This window comes from Curtobacterium sp. USHLN213 (genome assembly GCF_037144815.1).
Classification (GTDB): domain Bacteria; phylum Actinomycetota; class Actinomycetes; order Actinomycetales; family Microbacteriaceae; genus Curtobacterium.
On sequence record NZ_JBBCYQ010000005.1, the window covers coordinates 123,901 to 147,578 of the forward strand.

General features: G+C 71.4%; 20 protein-coding genes and 1 tRNA gene. 8 read left to right on the forward strand and 13 right to left on the reverse strand.

Annotated features, from left to right (window positions below; genetic code table 11):
• Nucleotides 1-27 precede the first annotated feature (27 nt).
• From WFH25_RS08795 to mnmA, 4 genes are all read right to left on the reverse strand, one after another.
• A complete protein-coding gene (locus WFH25_RS08795; RefSeq protein ID WP_336697435.1) occupies nucleotides 28-2,319 on the reverse strand; it encodes a transglycosylase domain-containing protein in 2,292 nt (763 codons plus the stop codon).
• Nucleotides 2,320-2,404: 85 nt separating this feature from the next.
• Nucleotides 2,405-3,652 carry an alpha/beta hydrolase gene (locus WFH25_RS08800; protein WP_181015137.1) on the reverse strand — a complete coding sequence of 416 codons (1,248 nt, stop codon included), beginning with the start codon at nucleotides 3,650-3,652 and terminating at the stop codon, nucleotides 2,405-2,407.
• Nucleotides 3,653-3,981: 329 nt separating this feature from the next.
• Nucleotides 3,982-6,321 carry an NAD-dependent DNA ligase LigA gene (gene ligA, locus WFH25_RS08805; RefSeq protein ID WP_336697436.1) on the reverse strand — a complete coding sequence of 780 codons (2,340 nt, stop codon included), beginning with the start codon at nucleotides 6,319-6,321 and terminating at the stop codon, nucleotides 3,982-3,984.
• Between the two features lie 68 nt (nucleotides 6,322-6,389).
• Entirely contained in the window at nucleotides 6,390-7,496 is a 1,107-nt protein-coding gene (mnmA, locus tag WFH25_RS08810) for a tRNA 2-thiouridine(34) synthase MnmA (RefSeq protein WP_336697437.1), read from the reverse strand.
• A 56-nt stretch (nucleotides 7,497-7,552) separates the two neighbouring features.
• Between mnmA and WFH25_RS08815 the strand changes: the two genes are divergently transcribed.
• From WFH25_RS08815 to WFH25_RS08825, 3 genes are all read left to right on the forward strand, one after another.
• The gene (locus WFH25_RS08815) at nucleotides 7,553-8,860 is read left to right on the forward strand and encodes an MFS transporter (RefSeq protein ID WP_336697438.1); all 1,308 of its coding nucleotides are present in this window, start codon (nucleotides 7,553-7,555) and stop codon (nucleotides 8,858-8,860) included.
• 87 nt (nucleotides 8,861-8,947) lie between these two features.
• Nucleotides 8,948-9,031, forward strand: a tRNA-Leu gene (locus WFH25_RS08820).
• Nucleotides 9,032-9,146: 115 nt separating this feature from the next.
• Complete coding sequence (locus WFH25_RS08825; protein WP_070416665.1) at nucleotides 9,147-9,845, forward strand: DedA family protein; 699 nt, start codon at nucleotides 9,147-9,149, stop codon at nucleotides 9,843-9,845.
• A 426-nt stretch (nucleotides 9,846-10,271) separates the two neighbouring features.
• On the opposite strand, the gene rdgB is transcribed toward WFH25_RS08825, so the two are convergent.
• The 3 genes from rdgB to murI are packed head-to-tail and all read right to left on the reverse strand — an operon-like array spanning nucleotide 10,272 to nucleotide 12,441.
• On the reverse strand, nucleotides 10,272-10,865 hold the full coding sequence (rdgB, locus tag WFH25_RS08830; RefSeq protein WP_070416666.1) for an RdgB/HAM1 family non-canonical purine NTP pyrophosphatase: 594 nt from the start codon (nucleotides 10,863-10,865) through the stop codon (nucleotides 10,272-10,274).
• Nucleotides 10,862-11,599 (reverse strand): ribonuclease PH, encoded by a 738-nt coding sequence (gene rph, locus WFH25_RS08835; RefSeq protein ID WP_070416667.1) that lies wholly within the window; start codon nucleotides 11,597-11,599, stop codon nucleotides 10,862-10,864. The genes rdgB and rph overlap by 4 nt, the downstream gene beginning before the upstream one ends.
• Nucleotides 11,596-12,441 carry a glutamate racemase gene (gene murI, locus WFH25_RS08840; RefSeq protein WP_070419170.1) on the reverse strand — a complete coding sequence of 282 codons (846 nt, stop codon included), beginning with the start codon at nucleotides 12,439-12,441 and terminating at the stop codon, nucleotides 11,596-11,598. Before murI ends, rph begins: the two co-directional genes overlap by 4 nt.
• Before the next feature lie 417 nt (nucleotides 12,442-12,858).
• On the opposite strand from murI, the gene WFH25_RS08845 reads away from it, so the two are divergent.
• Nucleotides 12,859-14,193: a nicotinate phosphoribosyltransferase gene (locus WFH25_RS08845; RefSeq protein WP_336697439.1), complete on the forward strand. Its 1,335-nt coding sequence runs from the start codon at nucleotides 12,859-12,861 to the stop codon at nucleotides 14,191-14,193.
• A 9-nt stretch (nucleotides 14,194-14,202) separates the two neighbouring features.
• Here WFH25_RS08845 and WFH25_RS08850 read toward each other — a convergent pair whose 3' ends face one another.
• From WFH25_RS08850 to WFH25_RS08860, 3 genes are all read right to left on the reverse strand, one after another.
• Nucleotides 14,203-14,463, reverse strand: a complete 261-nt coding sequence (locus tag WFH25_RS08850) for a DUF3039 domain-containing protein (protein WP_092384164.1) — start codon at nucleotides 14,461-14,463, stop codon at nucleotides 14,203-14,205.
• Nucleotides 14,464-14,608: 145 nt separating this feature from the next.
• The gene (locus WFH25_RS08855) at nucleotides 14,609-16,180 is read right to left on the reverse strand and encodes an ABC transporter permease (protein ID WP_336697440.1); all 1,572 of its coding nucleotides are present in this window, start codon (nucleotides 16,178-16,180) and stop codon (nucleotides 14,609-14,611) included.
• On the reverse strand, nucleotides 16,156-17,556 hold the full coding sequence (locus tag WFH25_RS08860; protein ID WP_336697441.1) for an ABC transporter ATP-binding protein: 1,401 nt from the start codon (nucleotides 17,554-17,556) through the stop codon (nucleotides 16,156-16,158). Before WFH25_RS08860 ends, WFH25_RS08855 begins: the two co-directional genes overlap by 25 nt.
• Nucleotides 17,557-17,877: 321 nt before the next feature.
• On the opposite strand from WFH25_RS08860, the gene WFH25_RS08865 reads away from it, so the two are divergent.
• The 4 genes from WFH25_RS08865 to WFH25_RS08880 all read left to right on the forward strand — a co-directional run bounded on the left by WFH25_RS08865 (nucleotide 17,878) and on the right by WFH25_RS08880 (nucleotide 20,624).
• A complete protein-coding gene (locus WFH25_RS08865; RefSeq protein WP_070416669.1) occupies nucleotides 17,878-18,573 on the forward strand; it encodes a phosphocholine cytidylyltransferase family protein in 696 nt (231 codons plus the stop codon).
• Nucleotides 18,574-18,617: 44 nt separating this feature from the next.
• On the forward strand, nucleotides 18,618-19,442 hold the full coding sequence (locus tag WFH25_RS08870; protein ID WP_070416670.1) for an ABC transporter permease: 825 nt from the start codon (nucleotides 18,618-18,620) through the stop codon (nucleotides 19,440-19,442).
• Entirely contained in the window at nucleotides 19,442-20,212 is a 771-nt protein-coding gene (locus WFH25_RS08875) for an ABC transporter ATP-binding protein (protein WP_070416671.1), read from the forward strand. Before WFH25_RS08870 ends, WFH25_RS08875 begins: the two co-directional genes overlap by 1 nt.
• A gap of 109 nt (nucleotides 20,213-20,321) precedes the next feature.
• Nucleotides 20,322-20,624 carry a hypothetical protein gene (locus WFH25_RS08880; RefSeq protein ID WP_071302029.1) on the forward strand — a complete coding sequence of 101 codons (303 nt, stop codon included), beginning with the start codon at nucleotides 20,322-20,324 and terminating at the stop codon, nucleotides 20,622-20,624.
• Nucleotides 20,625-20,670: 46 nt separating this feature from the next.
• Here WFH25_RS08880 and WFH25_RS08885 read toward each other — a convergent pair whose 3' ends face one another.
• Genes WFH25_RS08885 through WFH25_RS08895 form a run of 3 tightly spaced genes read right to left on the reverse strand, consistent with a single transcriptional unit; the run spans nucleotide 20,671 to nucleotide 23,669 of the window.
• A complete protein-coding gene (locus WFH25_RS08885) occupies nucleotides 20,671-21,903 on the reverse strand; it encodes a CDP-glycerol glycerophosphotransferase family protein (RefSeq protein ID WP_336697442.1) in 1,233 nt (410 codons plus the stop codon).
• Nucleotides 21,904-21,945: 42 nt separating this feature from the next.
• Complete coding sequence (locus WFH25_RS08890) at nucleotides 21,946-22,854, reverse strand: glycosyltransferase family 2 protein (protein ID WP_336697443.1); 909 nt, start codon at nucleotides 22,852-22,854, stop codon at nucleotides 21,946-21,948.
• Complete coding sequence (locus WFH25_RS08895) at nucleotides 22,851-23,669, reverse strand: CDP-alcohol phosphatidyltransferase family protein (protein WP_071294999.1); 819 nt, start codon at nucleotides 23,667-23,669, stop codon at nucleotides 22,851-22,853. Before WFH25_RS08895 ends, WFH25_RS08890 begins: the two co-directional genes overlap by 4 nt.
• Between the last annotated feature and the right edge of the window lie 9 nt (nucleotides 23,670-23,678).

The following is a 23,678-nucleotide window of genomic DNA, read 5'->3' on the forward strand; positions in this document are numbered from 1 at the left end:
TGGATTGCGCACCAGTCTATTGGTGCCTCAGTGGCCCTTCTGCTTCCCCTGCGGGTCCTGTGGAGACTGCTGCGCGGGCTGGTCCCCCTGTGGAGACTGCTGTGCCGGCTGCTGCTGACCCTGCTGCTGCGTCGCCGCCGCGTCGCCCTGCGACGCGCCCGACGATCCGTTCGACGACGTGTGGCTGGCCTGACCGATCATCGCCGGGTCCGCAGCCGGCAGCGTGCCACCGCCGACGGTCTGGTCGAGGTACGACATCATCGACTTGCCGACGCCGAACTTCGCGCTGTACCCGGTGGTCCCCTGCAGGAACGGCCAGTTCGCCAGGCTCACGTTGCCCTGGACGTTGCCGATCCAGGTCGCGTTCGTGTACTTCGTGCTCGACGCGACGAGCCAGTTCTGCACGTCACCGTCGGTGGTGCCGGTCTTCGCGAACTTCGGGGTGCTGTCGCCGGGGTTGGCGCTCGCGGCCGTGCCGGACCCGGTGAGGACGCCCTGCAACGCGTAGTCGACCGTCCCCGCCACGTCGGCCGCCACGCCCTGCGTGCAGGACGACGGCGTCGGGGTGATCTTCGTGCCGTCCGACTCGGTGACGGAGTCGATGGCGGTCGGCGTGCAGACGACGCCGCCGTTCGCGAAGCCCGCGTAGGCCTCGGCGAGGTCGATCGGGGACAGGTTGTTCACGCCGAGGATCGACGACGGGGTCTGTCCGAGCGCGCCGCCGGCCGCCGGGTGGATGCCCATCGACTGGGCGAGCTGCGCGATCTTGCACAGGTCGAGCTGCTTGCCCATCGCGGCGTAGGCGGTGTTGATCGACTCCGACGTCGCGGCCTGCACGGTCATCGACGACGGCACGTTCTCGGCGTTCGACACCGGCCAGGTCCCGCCGCTGACGTTCTGGCAGGTGTTCGTGAACTCCGAGTTCTGGAACGTGTGCTCGGTCGTCGACACGGACTGCGAGAGCGTGTGCCCGGTGGCGAGCCACTCTGCGAGCGTGAACACCTTGTACGTCGAGCCGGTCTGGAACCCGCCCGAGTTGCCGTACCCGCTGTCGGCGCTGTAGTTCACCGCGGTCGACCCGGCCGTCGAGGTGTCGCCCTGCGTGTACTGCGTGTTCTGCACCATCGAGAGGATCCGGCCGGTTCCCGGCTCCACGGTGACGTTCGAGCCGCCGACGTCGACGCCGGCCATCGTCGACGGGACGTAGGTCGACAGCGCGGTCTGCGCCTGGGACTGCAGGTCGAGGTCGAGCGAGGTGTGGATCTCGAGGCCCTTGGTGTCGAGCGTCGCGATGCGCTCGGCGGCCGTCTTGCCGAACGCCGGGTCCTGCAGCACCTGGTCGCGCACGTAGTCGCAGAAGTACCCGGCGTCGTACCCGGTCGCGGCCGAGGAGCAGCCGTTCGCCGTGGCGGTGATCTTCGGCGTGACCGGTGTCGCCTTCGCCTGCTCGAGCTCGGACTTCGTGATGTCGTGGTGGACGTACATGCGCTGCAGCACGTAGTCGCGGCGTTCCTTGGTGGCGGCGTAGCCGTTCTTCGCGCCGTTGTCGGCGTTCGACGGCTGGTCGATGCGCAGGTTCGACGGGTTGTTGAGGATCGCGACGAGGGTGGCCGACTGGACGAGCGAGAGGTCCTTCGCGTGCACGCCGAAGTAGTACTCGGCACCGGCCTCGGCGCCGTACACGCGGCCGCCGAGCCCGACGAGGTTCAGGTACCCGGTGAGGATCTGGTCCTTCGAGTACTTCTTGTTCACGGCGATCGCGTACCGCATCTCCTGGAGCTTGCGCTGCGGGGTCACCCCGGCGGCGTCCTCGTAGCACGCGGCGACCTTCTTCTCGGTGTCCGCGGCGTCCTTGCCCGTGAGCTCCTCGCACTGCTGCACGAGGACGTTCTTCACGTACTGCTGGGTGATGCTCGACCCGCCCTGCACGTCACCGCCGACGACCGTCGCCGCCGCACCGCGGAGCGTGCCGACGACGTCGATGCCGCCCTCGTCGTAGAAGCGGGGGTCCTCGGTGTCGATCGCCGCCTGCTTGAGCGTCTTCGCCATCGCCCCGGACGCCACGGTCGTGCGGTTCTCGGCGTAGAACGAGGCGATCTTGACCTGCTGTCCGCCCTTCTCCGCGTAGACGGAGGAGACCTGCTGCGGCGTCTGGATGTCGAGGTAGCTCGGCAGGTCCTCGAAGAAGGACACCGCCCCGGACGTGCTCTCGCCCGCGACGGCGACCCCCGGCGTGACCGCCACGGCGACGAGCATGCCGGCCAGCGCCGACATCGCGACGAACGTCAGGAGAGCACCAGGCCATCGCACCACACGCATGCAGGGCACCGTACGGTCACGATCTGGACTGGTTCTGCCGTGGAACGAGTCCAGGCTGCACCGCCCCTCAGGTTCCCACCCAGGATCAGTCGCGGGGCTGGAGGTCCTGCGGTCGGACGAGGTACATGTCCGGCGACGCCTGCGGCAGCCCGTCGCCACCGCGCTCACCGCGCCGGACCTGCTCGCGCACGAGGTCCCCGCGGCCGACGGCGATGAGCGCCACGTCGTGCAGCGACGCCGTCCCCGGCTTGAGGTAGTCGTTGTGCCCGACCGGTCGGCGGAACACCTCGCCGGCCTCCTGCACGTCGACGCCCCCGGTCAGGTCGAGCACCGTCGAGCCGAACCCCGCGGAGCCGGGATCGGTGCCGAAGTACCCGGAGCCGGCGATCGGGTCGCTGTGCGCGTCGCCGACGAACACCTGCCCGGCACTGACGGCCAGGTCGGCCGAGGTGCGCACGTCGCTCCCCGGCGAGCCCAGGACCGTCAGGGTGTCCGCGCTCATCTCCCCCGAGGCCAGCGCCATGAGCGCCGCGGTCGACCCGTACGAGTGGGCGACGATGTTCACCCGCGGTTCGTCGCCGTCGCGGATCTCCCGGAGCCCGCCGACCGTCCGGGCGAGGCGCTCCCCACCCGTCTTGGCCATGCCGAGCGACATGATGTTCGACAGGTCCGGCGTGCGGTAGCCCATCCACGCCACGACGGCGACACCGTTCCCCGAGCCGGGCGCCGCCAGACCGGCCACGGTCGCCTGCTCGGTGTAGAGGTCGTTCGCGGTGTTCGTGAAGTCCGCCATCTGGCCGGTCACGGTGAAGAACATGCCGGGGACGACGACCGTGACGTCGGCGGCGGTGTCCAGGTCCCCGACAGCGATGGCCGCGCGCCCGGCACCTCGCGTGTCGAGCGTGATGAGGTACCGGTCCGGTGCACCGACCTCGTGCACGAGCGCGTCGCGGACCTGGCCGAGCATCGCGGTCACGGCGGCCGCGGCCGAGTGGTCGGCGAGACCCGTGGCGAGGACCGCCCGGTTCGCACGGTCACGGACCGCGTAGGGCACGCCCTCGAGGTTCCCGACGACGGACGGCGCGAGGGTCGTCAGCGTGTCGCGCTCGTCGTCGGTGAGTCCGGACCACCAGGCGGTGACCTCGGCGGCGGTCGGCGGGTCGTCCTCGGCGGTCGCGAGCACGTGACGGTCCTGCCCGGCACGGAGGAGGTCCGCGCCGCTGAGCGACGACAGGTCGGTGAGGAACGCCTGCCCGCGCTCGACGGTGACCCCACCCGACGCGGACGACGGCCCGGACACGGACACCGACGCGGTCAGGTGTACCCCGGTCATGACCGGTCGGGGTACTGAGGCACCCTCAGGGACCCGCGCGATCGCGTGCACGACGGCCACGGAGTGGGTGGCGGGCGCGACTGGGGCCTCGACCACTCCGAGCGAGTGCATCGAGGCGGTGAGCAGAGCCGCGGCGATGAGCAGCAATCGGGTCTCCCCCGGGAAGGCCGTCCCGTCGACTCCCTGCAGACGACGGGTGATGCTCTATCGAGTGTAAGGAGAATAGCCTTCCCGAGGACGTGCGCGTTGCAACTTGTCCCCCGAACTGGGTGGACACACAGGCGCGCCGTACCGCACCGGCCGACGCCGGACGTGCTCCTGAGTCGGACTCAGTCCTCGGGGTCGTCCCCGGCCGCGTCGCCGAGCGCCGCCGGTCCCTCGGTCACCAGCAGGCGGAACTGCTCGGCGTCGATGATCCGGACCCCGAGTTGTTCGGCCTTGGTGAGCTTCGAACCGGCACCGGGACCGGCCGCGACGAAGTCCGTCTTCTTGCTCACGCTCGAGGCCGCCTTGCCGCCCGCGGCGATGATCGCCTCCTGCGCGCCCTCGCGGCTGTACCCCTCGAGGGAGCCGGTCGCCACGACGGTCAGCCCGCTGAGCACGCCGCCTTCCTCGTCCGCGGCGCCCGGTCCGGGGTGCCCGGGCGTGGTGAACTGCACGCCCGCCGCCGTCCAGCGGTCGATGATGTCGCGGTGCCAGTCGACCTCGAACCAGTCGAGCAGGGCGTCGGCGATGATCCCGCCGACGCCGTCCACCGCGGCGAGTTCCTCGCGCGAGGCGGCCCGGATGGCGTCGAGGGACCCGAAGTGGTTCGCGAGCGCGCGGGCTGCCACCGGCCCGACGTGCCGGATGCTCAGGCCGACCATGATCCGCCAGAGCGGCTTCGTCTTCGCGGCGTCGATGTTCGCGAGCATCTCGAACGCGTTCTTCGACGGGTACCGGCTCGGTTCGCCCGTGTAGTCCGCTCCTCGCGCGTCGGGGTCGAACGGCGGATCGGTCTTCTTGCGCGCCCGGCTGAACGGCGTCACCCGCTTCGGCGCACCGTCGTCGGTGGTCTTCTCCATGCCGGTCTCGGCGTCACGGACGATGACCTCGATCGGGACGATGTCCTCCATCGTCAGGTCGAACAGGCCGGCCTCGGTCTCGAGCGGGGGCTGCTCGGGGTGGAGCGGCTGCGTCAGGGCCGCCGCAGCGACCTCGCCCAGCCCCTCGATGTCGAGCGAGCCCCGGGAGGCGATGTGCTCGACCCGGCCGCGCACCTGCGCCGGGCAGCTCTTCGCGTTCGGGCATCGGAGGTCGATGTCGCCTTCCTTCGCGGGGGCGAGGGGCGTGCCGCACTCGGGGCAGTTCGTCGGCATGACGAACTCGCGCTCGCTGCCGTCGCGGAGTTCGACGACCGGACCGAGCACCTCGGGGATGACGTCGCCGGCCTTCCGGAGCACCACGGTGTCCCCGATGAGGACGCCCTTCGCCTTGACGACCTGCTGGTTGTGCAGGGTCGCCTGGCGCACGACCGACCCGGCGACCTCGGCCGGGGCCATCACCGCGAAGGGCGTGGCGCGACCGGTCCGACCGACGCTGACGACCACGTCGAGGAGCGTCGTGTGGACCTCTTCCGGCGGGTACTTGTACGCGATCGCCCATCGCGGGGCGCGGGACGTCGACCCGAGTTCCTCGTGCAGGGCGAGGTCGTCGACCTTGATCACGATGCCGTCGATCTGGTGCTCGACCGAGGCCCGTCGCTCGCCGTAGTCCTTGACGAAGGCCAGCACCTCGTCGATGGAGTCGAAGACCCGGTAGTGCGAACTCGTCGGCAGGCCCCACGTCTGCAGGAGCTCGTACACCTCGGACTGCGCGCGGACGTCGGTGTCCCGTTCGAGTTCGCGGACGGGCCACGCGCCGATGCCGTGCACGAGCATGCGCAGCCGACGGAGCCGGTCCACCATGAGCTCGCGCTTCGCCTCGGACTTGCCCTCTTCCTTCTGGCGGAGGGATCCGGCTGCCGCGTTGCGCGGGTTCGCGAAGACCCGCTCCCCCGCGTCGCGCTGCTTGGCGTTCAGTTCGTCGAACTGCTCGACCGGGAAGAAGATCTCGCCACGGACCTCGACGAGGGGCGGGTGCCCGGAACCGGACAGGCGGTCCGGGATCGTGCCCATCGTGCGGACGTTGCCGGTGACGTCCTCGCCGACGACGCCGTCACCGCGCGTCGCGGCCGACACGAGCCGACCGTTCTCGTACCGGAGGTTGATCGCGAGCCCGTCGATCTTCAGCTCGGTGAGGAACCGGACGCGCTCGGCACCGGCGTCGCGCTGCACCTTGACCGCCCAGTCGACGAGTTCGTCCGGGCTGAAGACGTTGTCGAGGCTGAGCATCCGCTCGGCGTGCTCGACCGGCGCGAACTGCACGGTCTGCGCCTGGCCGCCCACGGTCTGGGTCGGGCTGTCCTCGGTGAGGAGTTCCGGGAATCGCTGCTCGATCGCGTCGAGGCGGTGGACGAGCCCGTCGTACTCGCCGTCCGCGACCGTCGACCCGTTCTCGTCGTAGTACGCGTGCCGCAGCTCGTTGATGCTGGACCGGAGCCGGTCGACCTCACGCTGCGCCTGCGCCGCGTCGAGTGCGGCGGGGTCGATCGTCTCGAACGTCGAGTCCGCGGGCGTCGTGTCGCTCATGCCCTCAGTTCTACCGGCAACCACCGACCGGACGCGCAGCCGACGGGCAACCCGGGAGCGCCGCGCGGTCAGACGGCGGCGGGTACCGCCGACACCGTCGCGTCGATCGTGCACTGCCCGAGCACCCGGGTGCCGACGTACACGACCGCGGTCTGCCCCGGCGCGACGCCCGAGAGCGGCTCGTCGACGTCGATGACCAGCTGGCCGTCGGTGACCCGTGCGGTCGCGGGCACCGGGTCGGCGTGCGCCCGGATCTGCACGTCGCACGCGAACGGCGTGGACGGGTCGGCCGGTGCCGTCCCGGCCCAGGTGAAGCGCGACCCGGACATCGAGGTCACGTCGAGGGCCTCCTTCGGGCCGACCACGACGGTGTTCTCCTTCGGGCGGATCTCGAGCACGAACCGCGGCTTGCCGTCCGGTGCCGGTCGACCGAGGTGCAGTCCGCGCCGCTGTCCGACCGTGTACCCGGTCGCCCCGTCGTGCGCACCGACGACCGTGCCGTCCCGCTCGACGACGTCGCCGGGGGCGGTGCCGACGCGGTCCGCCAGCCAGCCCCGGGTGTCGCCGTCCGGGATGAAGCAGATGTCGTAGGAGTCGGGCTTCTGCGCCACGGTGAGGCCCCGCGCTGCCGCCTCGGCCCGGACCTCGTCCTTCGAGGGCGTCGCTCCGAGCGGGAACATCGCGTGCTGGAGCTGCTCGGCGGTCAGGACGCCGAGGACGTACGACTGGTCCTTCGCCCACGCCGCCGAGCGGTGCAGCTCGCGCGCCCCGTCCGGACCGGTGACGATCGAGGCGTAGTGCCCGGTGCAGACGGCGTCGAACCCGAGGGCGAGCGCCTTCTCGAGCAGCGCGGCGAACTTGATCCGCTCGTTGCAGCGCATGCAGGGGTTCGGCGTGCGGCCGGCCTGGTACTCGGCCACGAAGTCGTCGACGACGTCCTCCTTGAACCGGGCCGAGAAGTCCCACACGTAGTACGGGATGCCGAGCGCGGACGCGGCGCGCTGGGCGTCCATCGAGTCCTCGATCGTGCAGCAGCCGCGGCTGCCGGTGCGCAGGGTCCCGGGCATGCGGCTCAGCGCCAGGTGCACACCGACCACGTCGTGCCCGGCGTCGACCGCCCGGGCTGCGGCCACCGCCGAGTCGACCCCACCGCTCATCGCCGCCAGAACTCGCATGGCTCCAGGGTAACCCGCCGACGAAGCGGTACCGCGGGCGTACCGTTGTCCGAGCGATGACCTCCGAGACCCCTGCCTTCGACTTCCGGTCGGTCCTGCTGTCCGGGTTCCTGCCCGCAGCGCTCTTCGCGATCGGCGAGGGCGCGATCATCCCGATCATCCCGATCGCGGCGAGCTCCCTCGGCGCGAGCCTGGCGTTCGCGGGCTTCGTCGCGGCGCTCATCCTCGTGGGCGAGCTCATCGGGGACGTACCGTCCGGGGTGGTGGTCGCCCGCATCGGGGAGCGCAACGCGATGATCGGCGCGGCGGTCGTCTCCGTCGTCGGGCTCCTGGTGTGCACGGCCGCCCCGAACGCCTGGGTCCTCGCGCTCGGGGTGTTCCTCGTCGGTGTCTCCACCGCCGTCTTCGCGCTCGCCCGGCACGCGTACATGACGACCGCGATCCCCCTCCACATCCGGGCACGGGCGCTGTCGAGCCTCGGTGGTGTGTTCCGCTTCGGCTACTTCGTCGGTCCGTTCATCGCCGCCGGTGTCGTGCACCTGACGGGCACCACGCAGAGCGCGTTCTGGATCCACATCGTCTGCTGCCTCCTGGCGGCGGTGACGCTCCTCGTCCTGCGCGACCCCGCGACGGGCGCACGCGGCTTCCGCAGGCCGAGCCGCGCCTCCCGGCCCACGACGGACGACGCGACCGTCACGACCGACGCGACCACCACGGAGCCGCCCACCGACACCGGCGCGCAGTTCGTCCAAGAGGAAGCGCACGGCCTCTTCCGCACCATCCGCGCGAACCGGGCCGTGCTCCTCCGGCTCGGCAGCGGTGCCGGCCTGATCGGCGCGCTCCGCGCCGGCCGCCAGGTCATCCTGCCGCTCTGGGCGGTCAGCGTCGGGCTCGACGACTCGACCGCAGCGCTCGTCATCGGCATCGCCGGTGCGGTCGACTTCGCGCTCTTCTACACGAGCGGGCAGATCATGGACCGGTGGGGCCGCCTGGCGAGCGCACTCCCCTGCATGGTCGGGCTCAGCATCAGCTACTTCCTGCTCGCGTGGTCCGGACACCTCGACGCCCGGGTGGGCTGGTTCGTCGCGATCGCGATGGGGATGTCGCTCGCGAACGGGGTCGGGTCGGGCATCCTCATGACGCTCGGCGCGGACCTCGCGCCGCGGGACCACCCGGCGCCGTTCCTGGGCGCCTGGAGGTTCACCGGCGACTTCGGGCAAGCCGCCGCACCGCTCCTCATCTCCGGCGTGACCGCCGTCGCGTCGATCGCCGTCGCGAGCGGCGTGATGGGGGTGCTCGGCCTGGTCGGCGCGGGCATCCTGTTGCGGTACGTGCCGCGGTACCTCCCGCGGAAGCTGCGCTGACCGTCCGCCGAACGGCCGGTCGGGGCGGCCCAGGAGGCGCGGATCACGTCCGGCGCGCGGGCGGCGCTCGGTAGACTGCCGCTGCTCGCGGGAGTGGTGGAATCGGTAGACACGCAGGATTTAGGTTCCTGTGCCCCTGGCGTGAGGGTTCGAGTCCCTCCTTCCGCACCAGAAGTTGCGTCCTCACGCATCTCATACCACCGAGGGACGTTGCCGTCATCGGCGGACGGTACCCTCGTCCTGCGGGACGCCTCCCCGTGTCCCCGCCTCCACGACCGGAAGAACCATGCACTCCGTCGCACTCGCCCTGATCCCCTGGCTGGATCCGCAGTACATCCTCGACAACTTCGGGGCCATCGCCGTGTTCGTGGTGTGCGCCATCATCTTCGCCGAGACCGGGCTGCTCGTCGGCTTCATCTTCCCGGGCGACAGCTTGCTCGTCATCACCGGCCTCTTCGCGTTCGACCGCGGTGGCGAGATCGGCGGCATCCCCGTCTGGATCGCCGCGCTGATGATCGCCGCGTCCGCGTTCCTCGGCGGCGAGCTCGGCTACTACATCGGCAAGAAGGCCGGCCCGCCCATCTTCGAGCGCAAGGAGAGCGGGCTGTTCTCCAAGGCGAACGTCGACCGCACGAACGCGTTCTTCCACCGGTTCGGGCCCCTCGCGGTGATCCTCGCCCGGTTCGTCCCCGTCGTGCGGACGTTCCTGCCGATCGCCGCCGGTGTGGGCCGGATGAACTACAAGAAGTACTCGCTGTACAACGCGATCGGTGCCGTCGTGTGGGGCGTCGGGGTGACGTTCCTCGGGTACTTCATCGGGCACATCCCGTTCGTCGCGCACATCGTCCGCGAGTACATCGACATCATCCTGCTCGCGGCCGTCGTCGTGACGGTCGTGCCCATGGCGCTGACGTACTTCCGGAACGCGCGCAAGGCGAAGCGCGACGAGGCCGCGGCCGAGGCGGGGACCGAGCCGCAGCGCTGACGGTCCGTCCTGACGGACAGGAGGCGCGGTGCCGGCTGGCACCGCGCCTCCTGTCCGTCGCGGGCCGTGCCGGCCGGGCCGCCCGTGCCGCCCCGCTCGGTCCGCTCGGTCCGCTCGCGTCGCCGAGCGGGCGAAATACGTCCCCCTCGGCGCCTCCCGACGGCCCGTTTCGCCCGCTCGCCGCACGCCCGCCGCGCCGAGCCGCCGCCCGCTCCGCCGAGCGGGCGAAGTACGTCCCCCGCGGCGCCTCCCGACGGCCCTTTTCGCCCGCTCGCCGCACGCCCGCCGCGCCGAGCCGCCGCCCGCTCCGCCGAGCGGGCGAAGTACGCCCCGCTCGGCGCCTCCCGGCGGCACATTCCGCCCGCTCGCCGCGGGCCCGCGGCGGCGCCGGGCCCTCGCGCGGACGCGCGCCCGCGCAGCCGCGCGTCAGACGCCGAAGTACTCCCGCACCACCGGCGCGATCCCGCGGAACGCCTTGCTCCGGTGCGACAGCGCGTTCTTCTCCTCGCGCGTCAGCTCCGCCGACGTCCGGTCGGCGTCGTCCGGCCGGAAGACCGGGTCGTACCCGTGCCCGCCGTCGCCGATGGGCTCGGTCGTGACCTCGCCGTTCCAGACCGCCTCGACCACGTGCTCGGTGCCGTCCGGCGTGACGAACGCCGCGGCGCACACGAACGCCGCCGTGCGCTCGACGACCCCGTCGAGGTTCCGCAGCAGCAGCGCGATGTTGTCCGCGTCGACCCGCGTGCCGGCGTACCGCGCCGAGTGGATGCCGGGAGCACCGTCCAACGCGTCCACAGCGATGCCCGAGTCGTCGGCGAGCGCCGGGAGCCCCGTGTGCGCGACCGCCGCCCGGGCCTTGATGAGGGCGTTCGCGGCGTAGGTGTCCCCGTCCTCGACGGGCTCCGGGCCGTCGTACCCGACGAGCTCGACGCCGTCGCCCAGCGCCGACCCGAGGATCTCGCGCAGCTCGACGACCTTGCCCTGGTTGTGCGTCGCCAGGACCACCGTGCGGGAGGTCACGCGAGCCCCAGCACGGACTTCTGGATCGCCGCGAGGGACTGGTTGCCCGCGAGCCCGAGGTCCAGCAGCACGTTGAGCTCGTCGCGGTCGAAGGGTGCGTGCTCGGCGGTCCCCTGCACCTCGATGAACTTGCCCGACCCGGTCGTGACGATGTTCATGTCGGTGTCGGCGGCGGAGTCCTCGGTGTACGCGAGGTCGAGCATCGGCTCGCCCTTGACGATCCCGACGGAGATGGCCTGCACGCTGTCGAGCAGCGGGGTCGCCTTCTTCGCCACGAACCCGCGGTCGCGCCCCCACTCGATCGCGTCCACCATCGCGACGTACGCGCCCGTGATCGACGCCGTGCGGGTGCCGCCGTCGGCCTGGAGCACGTCGCAGTCGATGACGAGCGTGTTCTCGCCGAGACCCTTCGTGTCGACGACCGCGCGGAGCGATCGGCCGATCAGGCGGGAGATCTCGTGCGTGCGCCCGCCGACCTTGCCCTTGATCGACTCACGCTGCATGCGCTCGTTCGTCGAGCGGGGCAGCATCGAGTACTCGGCGGTGACCCAGCCGGTGCCCTTGCCGGCGAGCCACCGCGGGACGCCGTTCGTGAAGGACGCGGTGCAGAGCACCCTGGTGTTGCCGAACGAGATGAGCGCGCTGCCCTCGGCCTGCGTGCTCCACCCCCGCTCGATCGTGACGGGACGGTGGTCGGTTGCGGTGCGGCCGTCGATGCGGAGCGTGTCGCTCATGGGGTCCTTTCGATGCGGGGCAGCGTGATGGCCCCGGTCTGGAGGTGGCCGACGCTGGAGACCTCGGGGCCGAGGAAGCGTCGGGCGAGTCGGATGAAGCCGTTCTTGTCGTCGCCGGTCGCCTCGAACGAGTAGGTCGGCGGCTCGGTGGCAGTGCGTTCGAGCCCGTGCTCGACGAGTCGTCGGTACACGTCGTTGGCGGTCTCCTCGGCGCTGGAGACGAGCGTCACGTCCGGACCCATCACGTACTGGATCGCGGCGGACATGAGCGGGTAGTGGGTGCACCCGAGGACGAGCGTGTCGACGTCGGCTGCGCGGATCGGTGCGAGGTAGCCCGCAGCGACCTCGCGGAGCGCTGGGGAGGAGGTGTCCCCCGCCTCGACGAACTCGACGAAGCGCGGGCATGCCGCGAGGCTCAGACTGATGTCCGACGCGACCGCGAAGGCGTCCTCGTACGAGCGCGACGCGATGGTGCCGACCGTGCCGATCACGCCGATGCGTCCGGTGCGGGTCTGCTTGACGGCGGCGCGTGCAGCGGGCTGGATGACCTCGACGACGGGGATGCCGTAGGCCTGCTCGTACCGTTCGCGGGCGTCCCGGAGCACCGCGGACGAAGCGGTGTTGCACGCGATCACGAGGGCCTTCACACCCTGTTCGACGAGGTCGTCCATCACCTCGAGCGCGTAGCGACGGACGTCCGCGATGGGCTTCGGGCCGTACGGCGAGTGCACGGTGTCGCCCACGTACCGGATGCTCTCGCGTGGCAGCTGGTCGATGATGGCGCGGGCCACCGTGAGTCCGCCGACCCCGCTGTCGAAGACTCCGATCGGTGCATCCGTCACGACACCAGCGTACCGAGCGCGCGGGCCCGCCCGCCCCGCGAGCGGGCGGAACACGCACCGCTCGCCGCGCCGACCCAACGGAATCCGCCCGCTCGCGTCAACGTCCCGTCCAGGAGGCGCGACCCGCCCCCGCCAGGCCGCCCTGCGCCTCCAGGCGGCCGCCCCACCCCGCGAGCGGGCGAAACACGCACCGCCCGCCGCGCCGACCCGGCACACACCGCCCGCTCGCGTCCACGTCCCGCCCAGGAGGCGCGAGCCGACCCCGCCAGACCGCCCCGCGCCTCCAGGCGCCACCCCCACCCGCGAGCGGGCGGAACACGCACCGCCCGCCGCGCCGACCCGGCACGTACCGCCCGCTCGCGCACGCCGGCCGGCGGATCCGTACCTCCGGGCCCGGGCGACACTAGTGTCGGAGAGGTGACCAGCGCGCTCCTCACGGACCAGTACGAACTCACCATGGTCGACGCGGCCCTCAAGGACGGCACGGCCGACCGCCGGTGCGTGTTCGAGGTCTTCGCCCGCCGCCTGCCGGACGGGCGCCGCTACGGTGTCGCCGCGGGCCTCGGCCGGTTCCTGACCGCGCTGACGGACTTCCGGTTCGGCGACGAGGAGATCGCGTTCCTGCGCGACCGCGGCGTCATCGATGCCGGGACGGCGTCGTACCTCGCCGACTACCGGTTCACCGGGGACATCCGCGCCTACCGCGAGGGCGAGGTCTTCTTCCCGAACTCCCCCGTCCTCCAGATCGAGGGCACCTTCGCCGAGGCCGTCGTGCTCGAGACCCTCGCGCTGAGCATCTTCAACGCCGACAGTGCGATCGCGAGCGCCGCCGCACGCATGGTCTCCGCTGCCGACGGTCGTCCGCTCGCCGAGATGGGCTCCCGGCGCACCGGCGAGTGGAACGCCGTCGCCGCCGCCCGGGCCGCGTACATCGCGGGCTTCGGGGCGACGAGCAACCTCGAGGCCGGGCGCACCTGGGGCATCCCGACGATGGGCACCGCGGCGCACGCGTTCACGCTCCTCCACGACTCGGAGGAGGACGCCTTCCGGTCGCAGATCGAGGCCCTCGGGACCGGCACGACGCTGCTCGTCGACACCTACGACATCGAGGCCGCGGTCGACACCGCGGTCCGGCTCACCGACGGCAAGCTCGGCGCGGTCCGCATCGACAGCGGCGACCTGCCGTCCGTCGTGGCGTCGGTCCGCGCACAGCTCGACCGGCTCGGGGCGACCGACACGAAGATCACGGTCACGAACGACCTCGACGAGTACACGATCGCGGCACTCCGCGCGGCGCCGGTCGACTCCTACGGCGTCGGGACCTCGGTGGTCTCCGGATCGGGCCACCCGGCCGCGGGCATGGTCTTCAAGCTCGTCGCACACCGCGACGCGAGCCACCGCGACGCGGGCCAGCGCGACGCAGCCGACGGCGGTGCGAACGACGACGGCTGGGTCCCGGTCGCGAAGAAGTCGGCCGAGAAGGCCACCGTCGGCGGACGCAAGCAGGCCGGCCGCCGCCTCCGCAACGGCATCGCCACCGCCGAGGTCGTGCTGACCACGGGTCAGGTCGGGCCGGACGAGCGCCCGCTGCTCGTCCCCGTGGTGACGAACGGCGAGGTGGACCCGGCGTTCCTCGGCGTGCAGGGCGTCGAAGCGGCCCGCGCGCACCACAAGATGGCGAAGGCCGAGCTGCCCGCCGACGCGTCACGCATCGGTCGGGGCGACCCGGCCATCCCCACGCTCGTCATCTGAGCGTCGGCGTCACTCCGCCTTCATCTTCTCGTAGATCGCCTTGCAGTCGGGGCAGACCGGGAACTTCTCTGGGTCGCGCCCGGGGATCCACTTCTTCCCGCACAGCGCCTTGACGGGCTTGCCGGTCAGGGCCGACTGCAGGATCTTGTCCTTCTTGACGTAGTGCGAGAAGCGCTCGTGGTCGCCGGGCTCGATCGCCTCTTCCTCGAGGAGCTTCTCGAGCTCGCGGTCCATCACGTCGAGGCCGCCACCGGGTTCCGTCATGCTCATGCGTCCAGGGTACGACGACCGGGCGCGCGCCGCGACGGTCCGCAACGCGCGGGGGCGTGGCCGACCCGTGACGGCCTGGAGGCGCGGGGCGGGGTCGACCCGCGCCTCCAGGCCGTCAGGTGGTCACCCCGGGAGGCGACCCGGCTCAGTTGCGCTGCGCTGCGGCCAGCAGGTCCGGCCCGTGGCGGTCGAAGAGGCGACCGCCGATCGCGACGCCCGCCGCCAGTACGACCACGCCGACCAGGATCCCGACGACGAGGGTCAGGACCCCCCACGGCTCCGGGCCGTCGACGAAGGCGAGCACCGCGAGCCAGGCCGCGGGGACGGAGCAGACCAGGATCCCGACCACCATCGACGACTGCGCGACCGAGGCGAGGACGCCGGCGGCCTGCGGCTGCTGGAAGGGGTGGTCGCCCGGTCGGACCGTCGGGTAGGGCAGCAGGACGGACACGACGCTCGACAGCCCGAGGCCGGACAGGAGCGCGCTCGTGCTCACGCCGACCAGCAGCGGGAAGGCCGTCCAGTCGCCGAACAGCCACGCGGAGACCCACGAGCCGGCGACGAGTGCGGGGATGCCCACGGTGAGCACCGGCACGAGGCGACCGAGTCGGTCGCTCCAGCCCGGGGCTCCCGAGGCGACGTGCAGCCACACCGCGGTGTTGTCGTACGAGACGTCGTTGTGCGGCAGGAAGCCCGCGATGAGCGCCATCAGCGGCAGCGGCACCAGGGCGGTCCAGTGCCACGGCACGCCGGCCACCCCGAGCGGGATGACGACGAGCGGGACGAAGACGATGATCAGGTAGGACGCGCGGTACCGCGGGTCGCGTCCCCAGTAGGTGAGGGCCCGTGCCGCCACCGCGCCGACGGGCGTGGACCCGAGCGTGTCGAACCAGCCGAGGCCCCGGTACCGACGGGTCCGCGTACGGCCGTCGACGGTCTCGAGCGCCCGGCCGACCACGGCCCACCATGCGAGGCCGAGCAGGGCCACGACGACCACCGCGATGACGAGCTTGACGATGCCCTCGCCCACACGGCCGCTCGCGACGTCGGCCGGGACGGCCCAGGCGGCGCCCCACGGCGTCCATCCGGCGATGTCGGCGACGCGCTGCATCTCGGCGCCGGCCGGGTCGAGCCAGTCGACGCGGAGCAGGAGCGAGACGGCCGGGATCGCCAGCACGACGATCACCAGCGCGACCAACCAGCCGGCGTCCCGCGACCGGTGCGGACCGATCAGGGACGCACCGACGGCGCTGCCGACGCGGATGAGCAGGGCGCACGTGGCGATGGCGAGGAGGGCGGCGACGACGCCGAGGACGCCGACACCCGCACCGCGCATCCACGCGACCGACTGCGCGACGGCCACGACGGCGACCGCGACGACCGGGACCCCGATGAGTCCGGCGACCCCGAGCCCGACCGCCAGATCACGTCGGCCGATGCCGAACACGGTGAAGCGCCGCGGATCGAACTGGTCGCCGCGCCCGACGACGAGCGGGACGACCGTGAACGCGAAGGCGATGAGCGTGCCGACCGGGACGACGACCGAACGTGCGACCTCGGGTGCGGCGTCACGGAGCCCGACGACCTCGATCGCGACGAGCACCGCGGCGACGAGTCCCGCGAGGCTGCCGAGCACGACGAGGACCGACCGACGGGCGCTCCCGCGGACCTCGCCCGCGAGCAGGTCCGCCCTCAGCCGGAGAAGCTGTGCAACCATTCCATGCTCTCTGCCACGACGCGGCCGCCCGCGAGTTCGACGAACTTGTCCTCGAGGCTCTTGCGCCCGCGGACCTGCGCCATCGTGCCGGAGGCGAGGACCTTGCCGCCGACGATGATGGCGACGGAGTCACACGTGCGCTGCACGAGCTCCATGGAGTGGCTGGAGAGCACCACCGTGCCGCCCCCGCGCGTGTAGCGACGGAGGATCTCGGTGATGGTCGCTGCGCTCACCGGGTCGACGGACTCGAACGGTTCGTCGAGCACGAGCACCCGGGGCGAGTGGATGAGCGTCGCCGCGAGGGCGATCTTCTTCGCCATGCCCACGGAGTAGTCGGCGACCTGACGGCCGAGCGCCTCGCCGAGACCGAACGCCTCGGCCAGGTCGCTGCTGCGCTTGCGCGCAGTGGCGCCGTCGAGCCCGCGGAGGGTCGCCGAGTAGTACAGCAGCTGCGCGCCGGTCAGCCGGTCGAACAGCCGGAGCCGGTCCGGGAGCACGCCGAGGTCCCGCTTGGCGGCGGTCGGGTCGGCCCACACGTCGTGGTCGAGCACGGTCACGCTGCCGGCGTCGGGGCGCAGGAGTCCGGTGACCATCGACAGGGTGGTCGTCTTGCCGGCGCCGTTCGGGCCGACGACGCCGAAGATCGAGCCCTGGCGGATCTCGAGGTCGACCTCGTCGACGGCGAGGGTCTGGCCGTAGCGCTTCACGAGGCCGTCGGCACGGAGGACGACGGGCTGCTGGGGCTGCTTGGCCGTGGGCGCGGGGCGCTTCGTGCCGCTCGGGCGCTTCTTCGCGGGCTTGGTGTCGGGCGCCGGGGTGTCCGCTGCGGTGTCGGCTGCTGCCGTGTCGGCTGCGGGGTCCGTGGCGGTTGCGGTGTCCGTCGGGGTCGCGCGGTCGGTCGGGGTCGCACGGTCGGTCGGGGTCGCGTCCGTCTCATCGGTCGCGTCCGTGCCGGCGGTCGCGTCCGTCTCGTCCGCCCCGTCGCGCGGGCCAGGAGGCACAGTGCCGGTCGTCCCCGCCGTCTGCGTCGGGCGGGTGGCACGTCCCTTGCCGCCGCGCGCCTTGGCAGGGCGGCGACCGGTGGTCGTCGGCGCCACCGCCTGCGCGGCGACGCGGTCCGCCCCCGTCTCCGTCGTCTCGGTGGCCGTCGTGTCGTCGGTCATCGTGTCCTCAGCGGAGGCGTCGTGTGCATCCCCGTCCCCCATGTCGTCGTCAGCGGCGTCTCCCGCCGCGGTGGCGTCGTCGTCGTCGATGGCCGCGTCGTCGTCGCCGTCGGCGACCGCTTCGGCCTCGGTGTCGGCGTCCGCTTCCTCGGTCAGCCAGGCAGCGTCCGACGTGGCGTACACGTCGTCGTCGTCCCCTGCTGCTGCGGCCACCGCCCCACCGTACCAACGCTCACCGGACAGCGGGGGACGCCTCGGGCGCGGTGTCCCGAATCCCCGGTGCTGTGTCACGAAATGAGCACGAAGCGGCCGAGACCGTACCCCGGTGGAGGGTCGTTCCGTATCATTCACCGAGGCACGACGAAGTGTTCACCACTTGGAAACCTGCCCCGGCCGGTGTCCCCGTGACGATCCCTCCCTGCGAATGCGCGCAGAGACGGCGGTCTTCCCGGGCAGATCGGATCTTCCGGGAGCACACTCGACGAGGCCCGCCCGTGCCCCAGGGCGCGCGGGCGGACACCAGAAGGGACCAGCATGACCACGCAGATCGTCATCCTCGCAGCGGGGATGGGCAGCCGCCTCGGGCGCAGCCTGCCGAAGCCGCTGACCGAACTGAGCGACGGCCGCACCATCATGCAGCAGCAGTTCGACAACATCCGTGCGGCGTTCGGTTCGAGCGCACGCGTCACGATCGTCGTCGGCTACAAGTCGGAGTACATCGTCGAGGCCTTCCCCGAGGCGAACTTCGTCTACAACGAGTCCTACGACTCCACGAACACCTCGAAGAGCCTGCTCCGTGCCCTCAAGGCGACGGGCAAGGGCGGCGTGCTCTGGATGAACGGCGACGTCGTCTTCGACCCGCGTGCCCTGGTGCGTGCGGCCGACATGATCGACGAGGACCGCTCGTTCGTCAGCGTCAACACCGACAAGGTCTCCGACGAAGAGGTCAAGTACACGGTCGACGCCGAGGGCTTCATCCACAAGCTGTCGAAGCAGGTCGTCGGTGGTCTCGGCGAAGCCGTCGGCATCAACTACGTCTCCTCGAAGGACAAGCAGGCGCTCATCCGCCAGCTCGGTCGCGTCGACGACCAGGAGTACTTCGAGGGCGGCATCGAGGCTGCCATCGCCGAGGACGGGCTACTCTGGAGCCCGATCGACATCTCGGACCTCTACGCGGTCGAGATCGACTTCGCCGAGGACCTCGAGCGCGCGAACAACCTGTTCGCCTGAACCAGCGTCAAGACCCCCTCGGCGGTTCCGCCCGAAGGGAAACCGTGACCACAGCGAGTGCGCCGACCGCGCCCGCGGCTGCCGCACCAGCGGCGTCCCGGAGCGCCGGTCGGCGCTATCGTCATGCCCTCTGGCTGCTGACGATCCGAGACCTCCGCGTCCGCTACTCGACCTCGGCGCTCGGCTACTTCTGGTCGATCCTCGACCCGCTCGTGATGTCGGCGATCTACTGGTTCGTCTTCACGCAGGTGTTCCACCGCGGGTCGGTCGGCGAAGAGCCGTACATCGTGTTCCTGCTGTCGGCGCTGCTGCCGTGGATGTGGTTCACCGGTGCCGTCTCGGACTCCACGCGGGCGTTCATCAAGGAGACCAAGCTCATCCGGTCGACGACGATCCCGCGCAGCATCTGGGTCGCCCGGGTCACGGCGTCGAAGGGCATCGAGTTCCTCCTCAGCCTGCCGGTCCTCGCCGTGTTCGCGATCGCGACGGGGGCGCACTGGCACTGGGAGATCGCGCTCTACCCGCTCGCGATCGTGCTGCAGTGCGCGCTCGTGTACGGGCTCGGCCTGATCGTCGCGCCGCTCGTGGTCTTCTTCCGTGACCTCGAGCGTGCGGTGAAGCTCGTGCTCCGGTTCCTCTTCTACGCATCGCCGATCATCTACGGCACGTCGGCACTGCCCGACAAGCTGCACGACCTCGCGGCCTTCAACCCGCTCAGCGGCATCTTCGGCATCTACCGCGCCGCGTTCTTCCCGTCGCAGCTGAACTGGTTCGAGGTCGGGGTGTCCGTCGTCGTCACGGTCGTCGTCCTCGCGATCGGACTCGTCGTGTTCCGCCGCAGCGAGCACCGCGTCCTGAAGGAGCTGTGATGACCGCCACCGAGCAGACCAGCCGCAGCGCGACGGTCGCCCCCGTGATCTCCGTCCGCGACGCCGGCATCCGGTTCAAGCGCAACCGTCGGGCGAGCCGGAGCTTTAAGGACCTCTTCGCCGGCAGCAACCGCCGCAAGCGCGCGGACGAGTTCTGGGCGCTCCGCGGTGTGTCGTTCGACGTCCGCCCGGGTGAGGCGATCGGGGTCGTCGGCCGCAACGGTCAGGGCAAGTCGACGCTGCTGAAGCTCGTGGCCCAGGTCATGCTCCCCGACGAGGGACGCATCCACGTCGGTGCTGGCGTCGCACCCCTGATCGAGATCACCGGTGGCTTCGTCGGAGACCTCTCGGTCCGCGACAACGTCTACCTCACGGCGGGACTGCACGGCATGTCCCGGGCCGAGATCCGCGACGCCTTCGACGAGATCATCGAGTTCGCCGAGATCGGCGACTTCGTCGACACCCCGTACAAGCACCTGTCGAGCGGCATGAAGGTGCGCATCGCGTTCGCGGTCATCTCGCGCCTCGACGAACCGGTGATCCTGGTGGACGAGGTCCTGGCGGTCGGCGACAAGGGGTTCCGCGAGAAGTGCTACAAGCGGATCGAGGAGCTCCTCGCCGGCGGCCGCACGCTGTTCTTCGTCTCGCACAGCGACAAGGACCTCCGCCGCTTCTGCGAGCGTGGGCTGTACCTTGACAAGGGTCGTCTGCAGCTCGACGGCACGATCGAGGAAGCACTGCAGCGGTACTCGTCCGACTACGCCGTCTGACCACCGATCCCCGTCCACAACCAGGGTCCCCCGGGCCGCTCTCCACAGCCACCGCTCCCCCGAGCCGAACCGGCCCCCGGACGTCAGACCCTCACCCTACGGTGACGGCATGCACCACCCGACACCGGCCTACCCCGTCCCGTTCTCGATCGACCGTTCCCGTGCTCCGCGCCGCTACGACCTGCTGAACACCGGCGACGAACCCGTCGACGGCATCACGCTCACCCACCTCGGCACCGGCTACTGCCCGCCGCTCGCCGTGCACCGGCTCGAACCGGGTCGGTCGCTCTCGATCGCCGTGTTCGGCGCCACCACCGACGACACGGGCGTGGTGATCGTCCGCTGGCGTCGACCGGACCGCTCCGAGTACCTCTGGCGGATGTCCCTCGTGGGTGACGCCCGTGCTGCCTGACCGTCCTCGTCGTGCCACCGCCGACCGGTGGGTCCGGGTCGGTCCCTCAGTCCTCGCCGCGCGACGCCGCGACGGTCTGCCAGCGGGCGAGCAGCCGTTCGACCGCGTCGTGCAGCCGCTTCGTCGCCGCACCCGGCGTCGTGTCCCCGAAGTACCGCTCGACCCAGTGCTGCAGCTTCGCGAGCTCGGCGGCGTCGTTCGCCGCGGCGTCGACCCGCGCGACGACGTCCTGCGCATCAGACGCCGTCAACCAGTTGGCGTCACTCAGGTACCCTCGCTCGTCGACGTCCGCCTCGGGCGAGACCGGCCGGGTCACGATGAGCGGCTTGCCCACGGCGAGCCGGTCGTAGATCATCGCGCTGATGTCCGTGATCGCCACGTCCGCTCCGGCGAGCTGCCACCCCAGCTCGGCACCGTCGTCGTACACGTGGTGGGCGCCCGGGTCGGCGGCGTTGGCGCTCGCGATGGCAGCGACGATCCGCTCGTGCGCCGCCTTGTACGCGGCGTCGCGCACACCGCTGCGGGGGTGCGGCCGGTAGACGAGCCGGTGCGTCGGCGATGCGAGCACCCGTTCGGCGATCGTGGTGCCGTGGCTCGCGATCGACCCGTAGGCGGCCGCTGCGCGGTCCCCCTCCCACGTCGGCGCGTAGAGCACGACCGTGCGGTCGTCGGCCGGGTACGGCGCGGCGCCGGCGAAGTGGTCGGCCTGCGGGCGACCGACCGAGATCGTCCGGGCATCCAGGTCGTAGTCCCACAGGGCGTCCGACAGCCGTCCACGAGCGGCGTCACCGGCGATCAGGGCGTAGTCGTACGCCTTGAACTGGTTCGTCGTCATGTACATCTTGTCGCTCTCGCCGTGGTTCACGAAGACGTGCCACATGCGCCCGTACCGCATCATCTGGAAGTTGCGGGCGTTCTGGTTGACGTAGAAGACGATCTTCGGGGCCTGCTGCTCGACGAACTGCTCGAGGTCGACGACCTGGCGCGCGTAGACCACGGGCACCGGGGACTCGTCGAGCAAGGTGAGCATGGTGCCGGGGCTCCGCGCGATGATCGCGACCGGGTGGGTCGCCGCGAGTTCGGCGAGGGGGGCGTACCACTGCCGCACCTGGTACATGTTCACGGGGCCGTCGGCGAAGTAGACGGCGATCTCCACGGTGCCCGGAGCAGGGGCCGCCACCGACGGCAGTCGGCGTGCGAGTTCACGACGGCTGCGTCGCGACTTGAGCAGGCGGTCGGCGAGCCGCAGGGCCGTGCGCGCGTCACTGATGATCGGCATGGTCTCTCTTCCTGGGTCCGGGGACGGTTCGGTGCGGGCGGGTCAGACGACGGGCGGACGGCCGGCGAGCGTCATCCGGCCGATCGTGAGCCAGCCCATCACGTGCACGGGGCCGCAGTCGCTCCGCCAGCCTTCGCGGACGCCACCGAACCAGGTGGCGAGCCGCTGCGGGTGTCGCCACCAGCGCGCGACCTGGATCGCCGCCCACGACCCGACGTACAGCGGTCGGAGCACCGCCGGCAGGTTGCGCCGAGCCAGCCAGACCCGGTTCCGGGCGTTCAGCCGGTAGTACTCGGTGTGGCGTGCCGGGTCGATCGCGGGGTGGTGCGCGACGAGGTCCCCGGCGTACCAGGTCCGTCGGCCGGCGTCCCACACGCGCCACGCGAGCTCGATGCCCTCGTGCGCGTAGAAGTACTCCGCTCCCCAGCCGCCGGTCGCGCGGTACACGTCCATCGGCAGGACAACCGCCCCTTCCCACACCGAGAACACCGGCGACGAGTGGTCGGGCTCGCCCTTGCGGATCCGCGGGATCCAGCGCGTCGGGTTCGCAGCGCCGGTGGGGTCGACGACCCGGGGTTGCACGAGACCGAGCGACGGATCGCGCTCGAACAGGCCGATCGCGTCGCGCAGGAACGTCTGCGACGGCACCGAGGCGTCGTCGTCGAGGAAGAACACGTAGTCGCCGTCGACCACCTCGGCCCCGGCGTTCCGCCCGGCGGGGATGCCCACGTTCTCGGGCAGGCCCAGCGCGCGGACGCCCTCGGGCAGACCGGTCGGCTCCCAGCCGTTGCCGACGCACACCACGTCGAGGTCGACGTCCTGCTGCGCGAGCACGCTCTCGAGTCCACGACGCAGGTCGTCCGGGCGGGTCCCCTGCGACAGGCTCACCACGGCGACACGGGGCCGCTCGCGGTGCGGGACCGCGTGACGACGGAGCGTGCCCGGGGTCACCCGCGGACCCGCTTCGACGAGATGATCGCGACGAAGTGCCCGAACGTCGCCAGGACCGCCAACGGCAGGAGCGCCCCCACCAGGATCCGGTCGGCCAGGGGATGACCGATCACGAGCGCCAGCAGCGCGAAGACGAACGCGAGGATGCTCAGCTCGACCGAGTGGTACAGGCGGTGGAACGGCAGGAACCGCGCGGCGCGACGCAGCGTCGCGAGCCGTCGTCCGGACGGGGCGGTGCCGGCGTCGCGACGGTCGACGAGCTTGTCGAGCCCGGCGTTCGCCCGTGCGACGTGCACCATGTCGTTGAGCGCCTTGTTGAGGACGATCACGAGTCCCAGCGCGCAGCCGATCGTGGTCCACATCCAGTCCGCGCCGTGGATCGGCCACGTGGCCGCACGGACACCGAGTGCGATGGGGATGAGTCCCTCGGTCGTGTAGTGCCCGACCTTGTCGAGGAACACGCCGGCGGGCGACCGGGTCCCCCGCCACCGGGCGACCTCGCCGTCGCAGCAGTCGACGAGCATCTGCAGCTGCCCGAGCACGAGCGCGAGCGCCGCACCCCAGATGCCCGGGATGAGCAGGGCGGCCGCGACGCTCCACCCGACGAGGATCATCAGGCCGGTCACCTGGTTCGCCGTCACGCGGGTCTTCAGCAGCACCCACGTCAGGTACGGCGAGACGTCCCGCAGGTACAGCGACGCCGTCCAGTGCTCGGCGTTCGCCCGCGACCGGACCTCGTCCGGTTGGGCGACGGCACGGAGTTCGGCGATCGAGGTGGGGCGGGCGTTCCCGCGGCCCGTCGTGTCATCGGTCAAGAGGTCAGG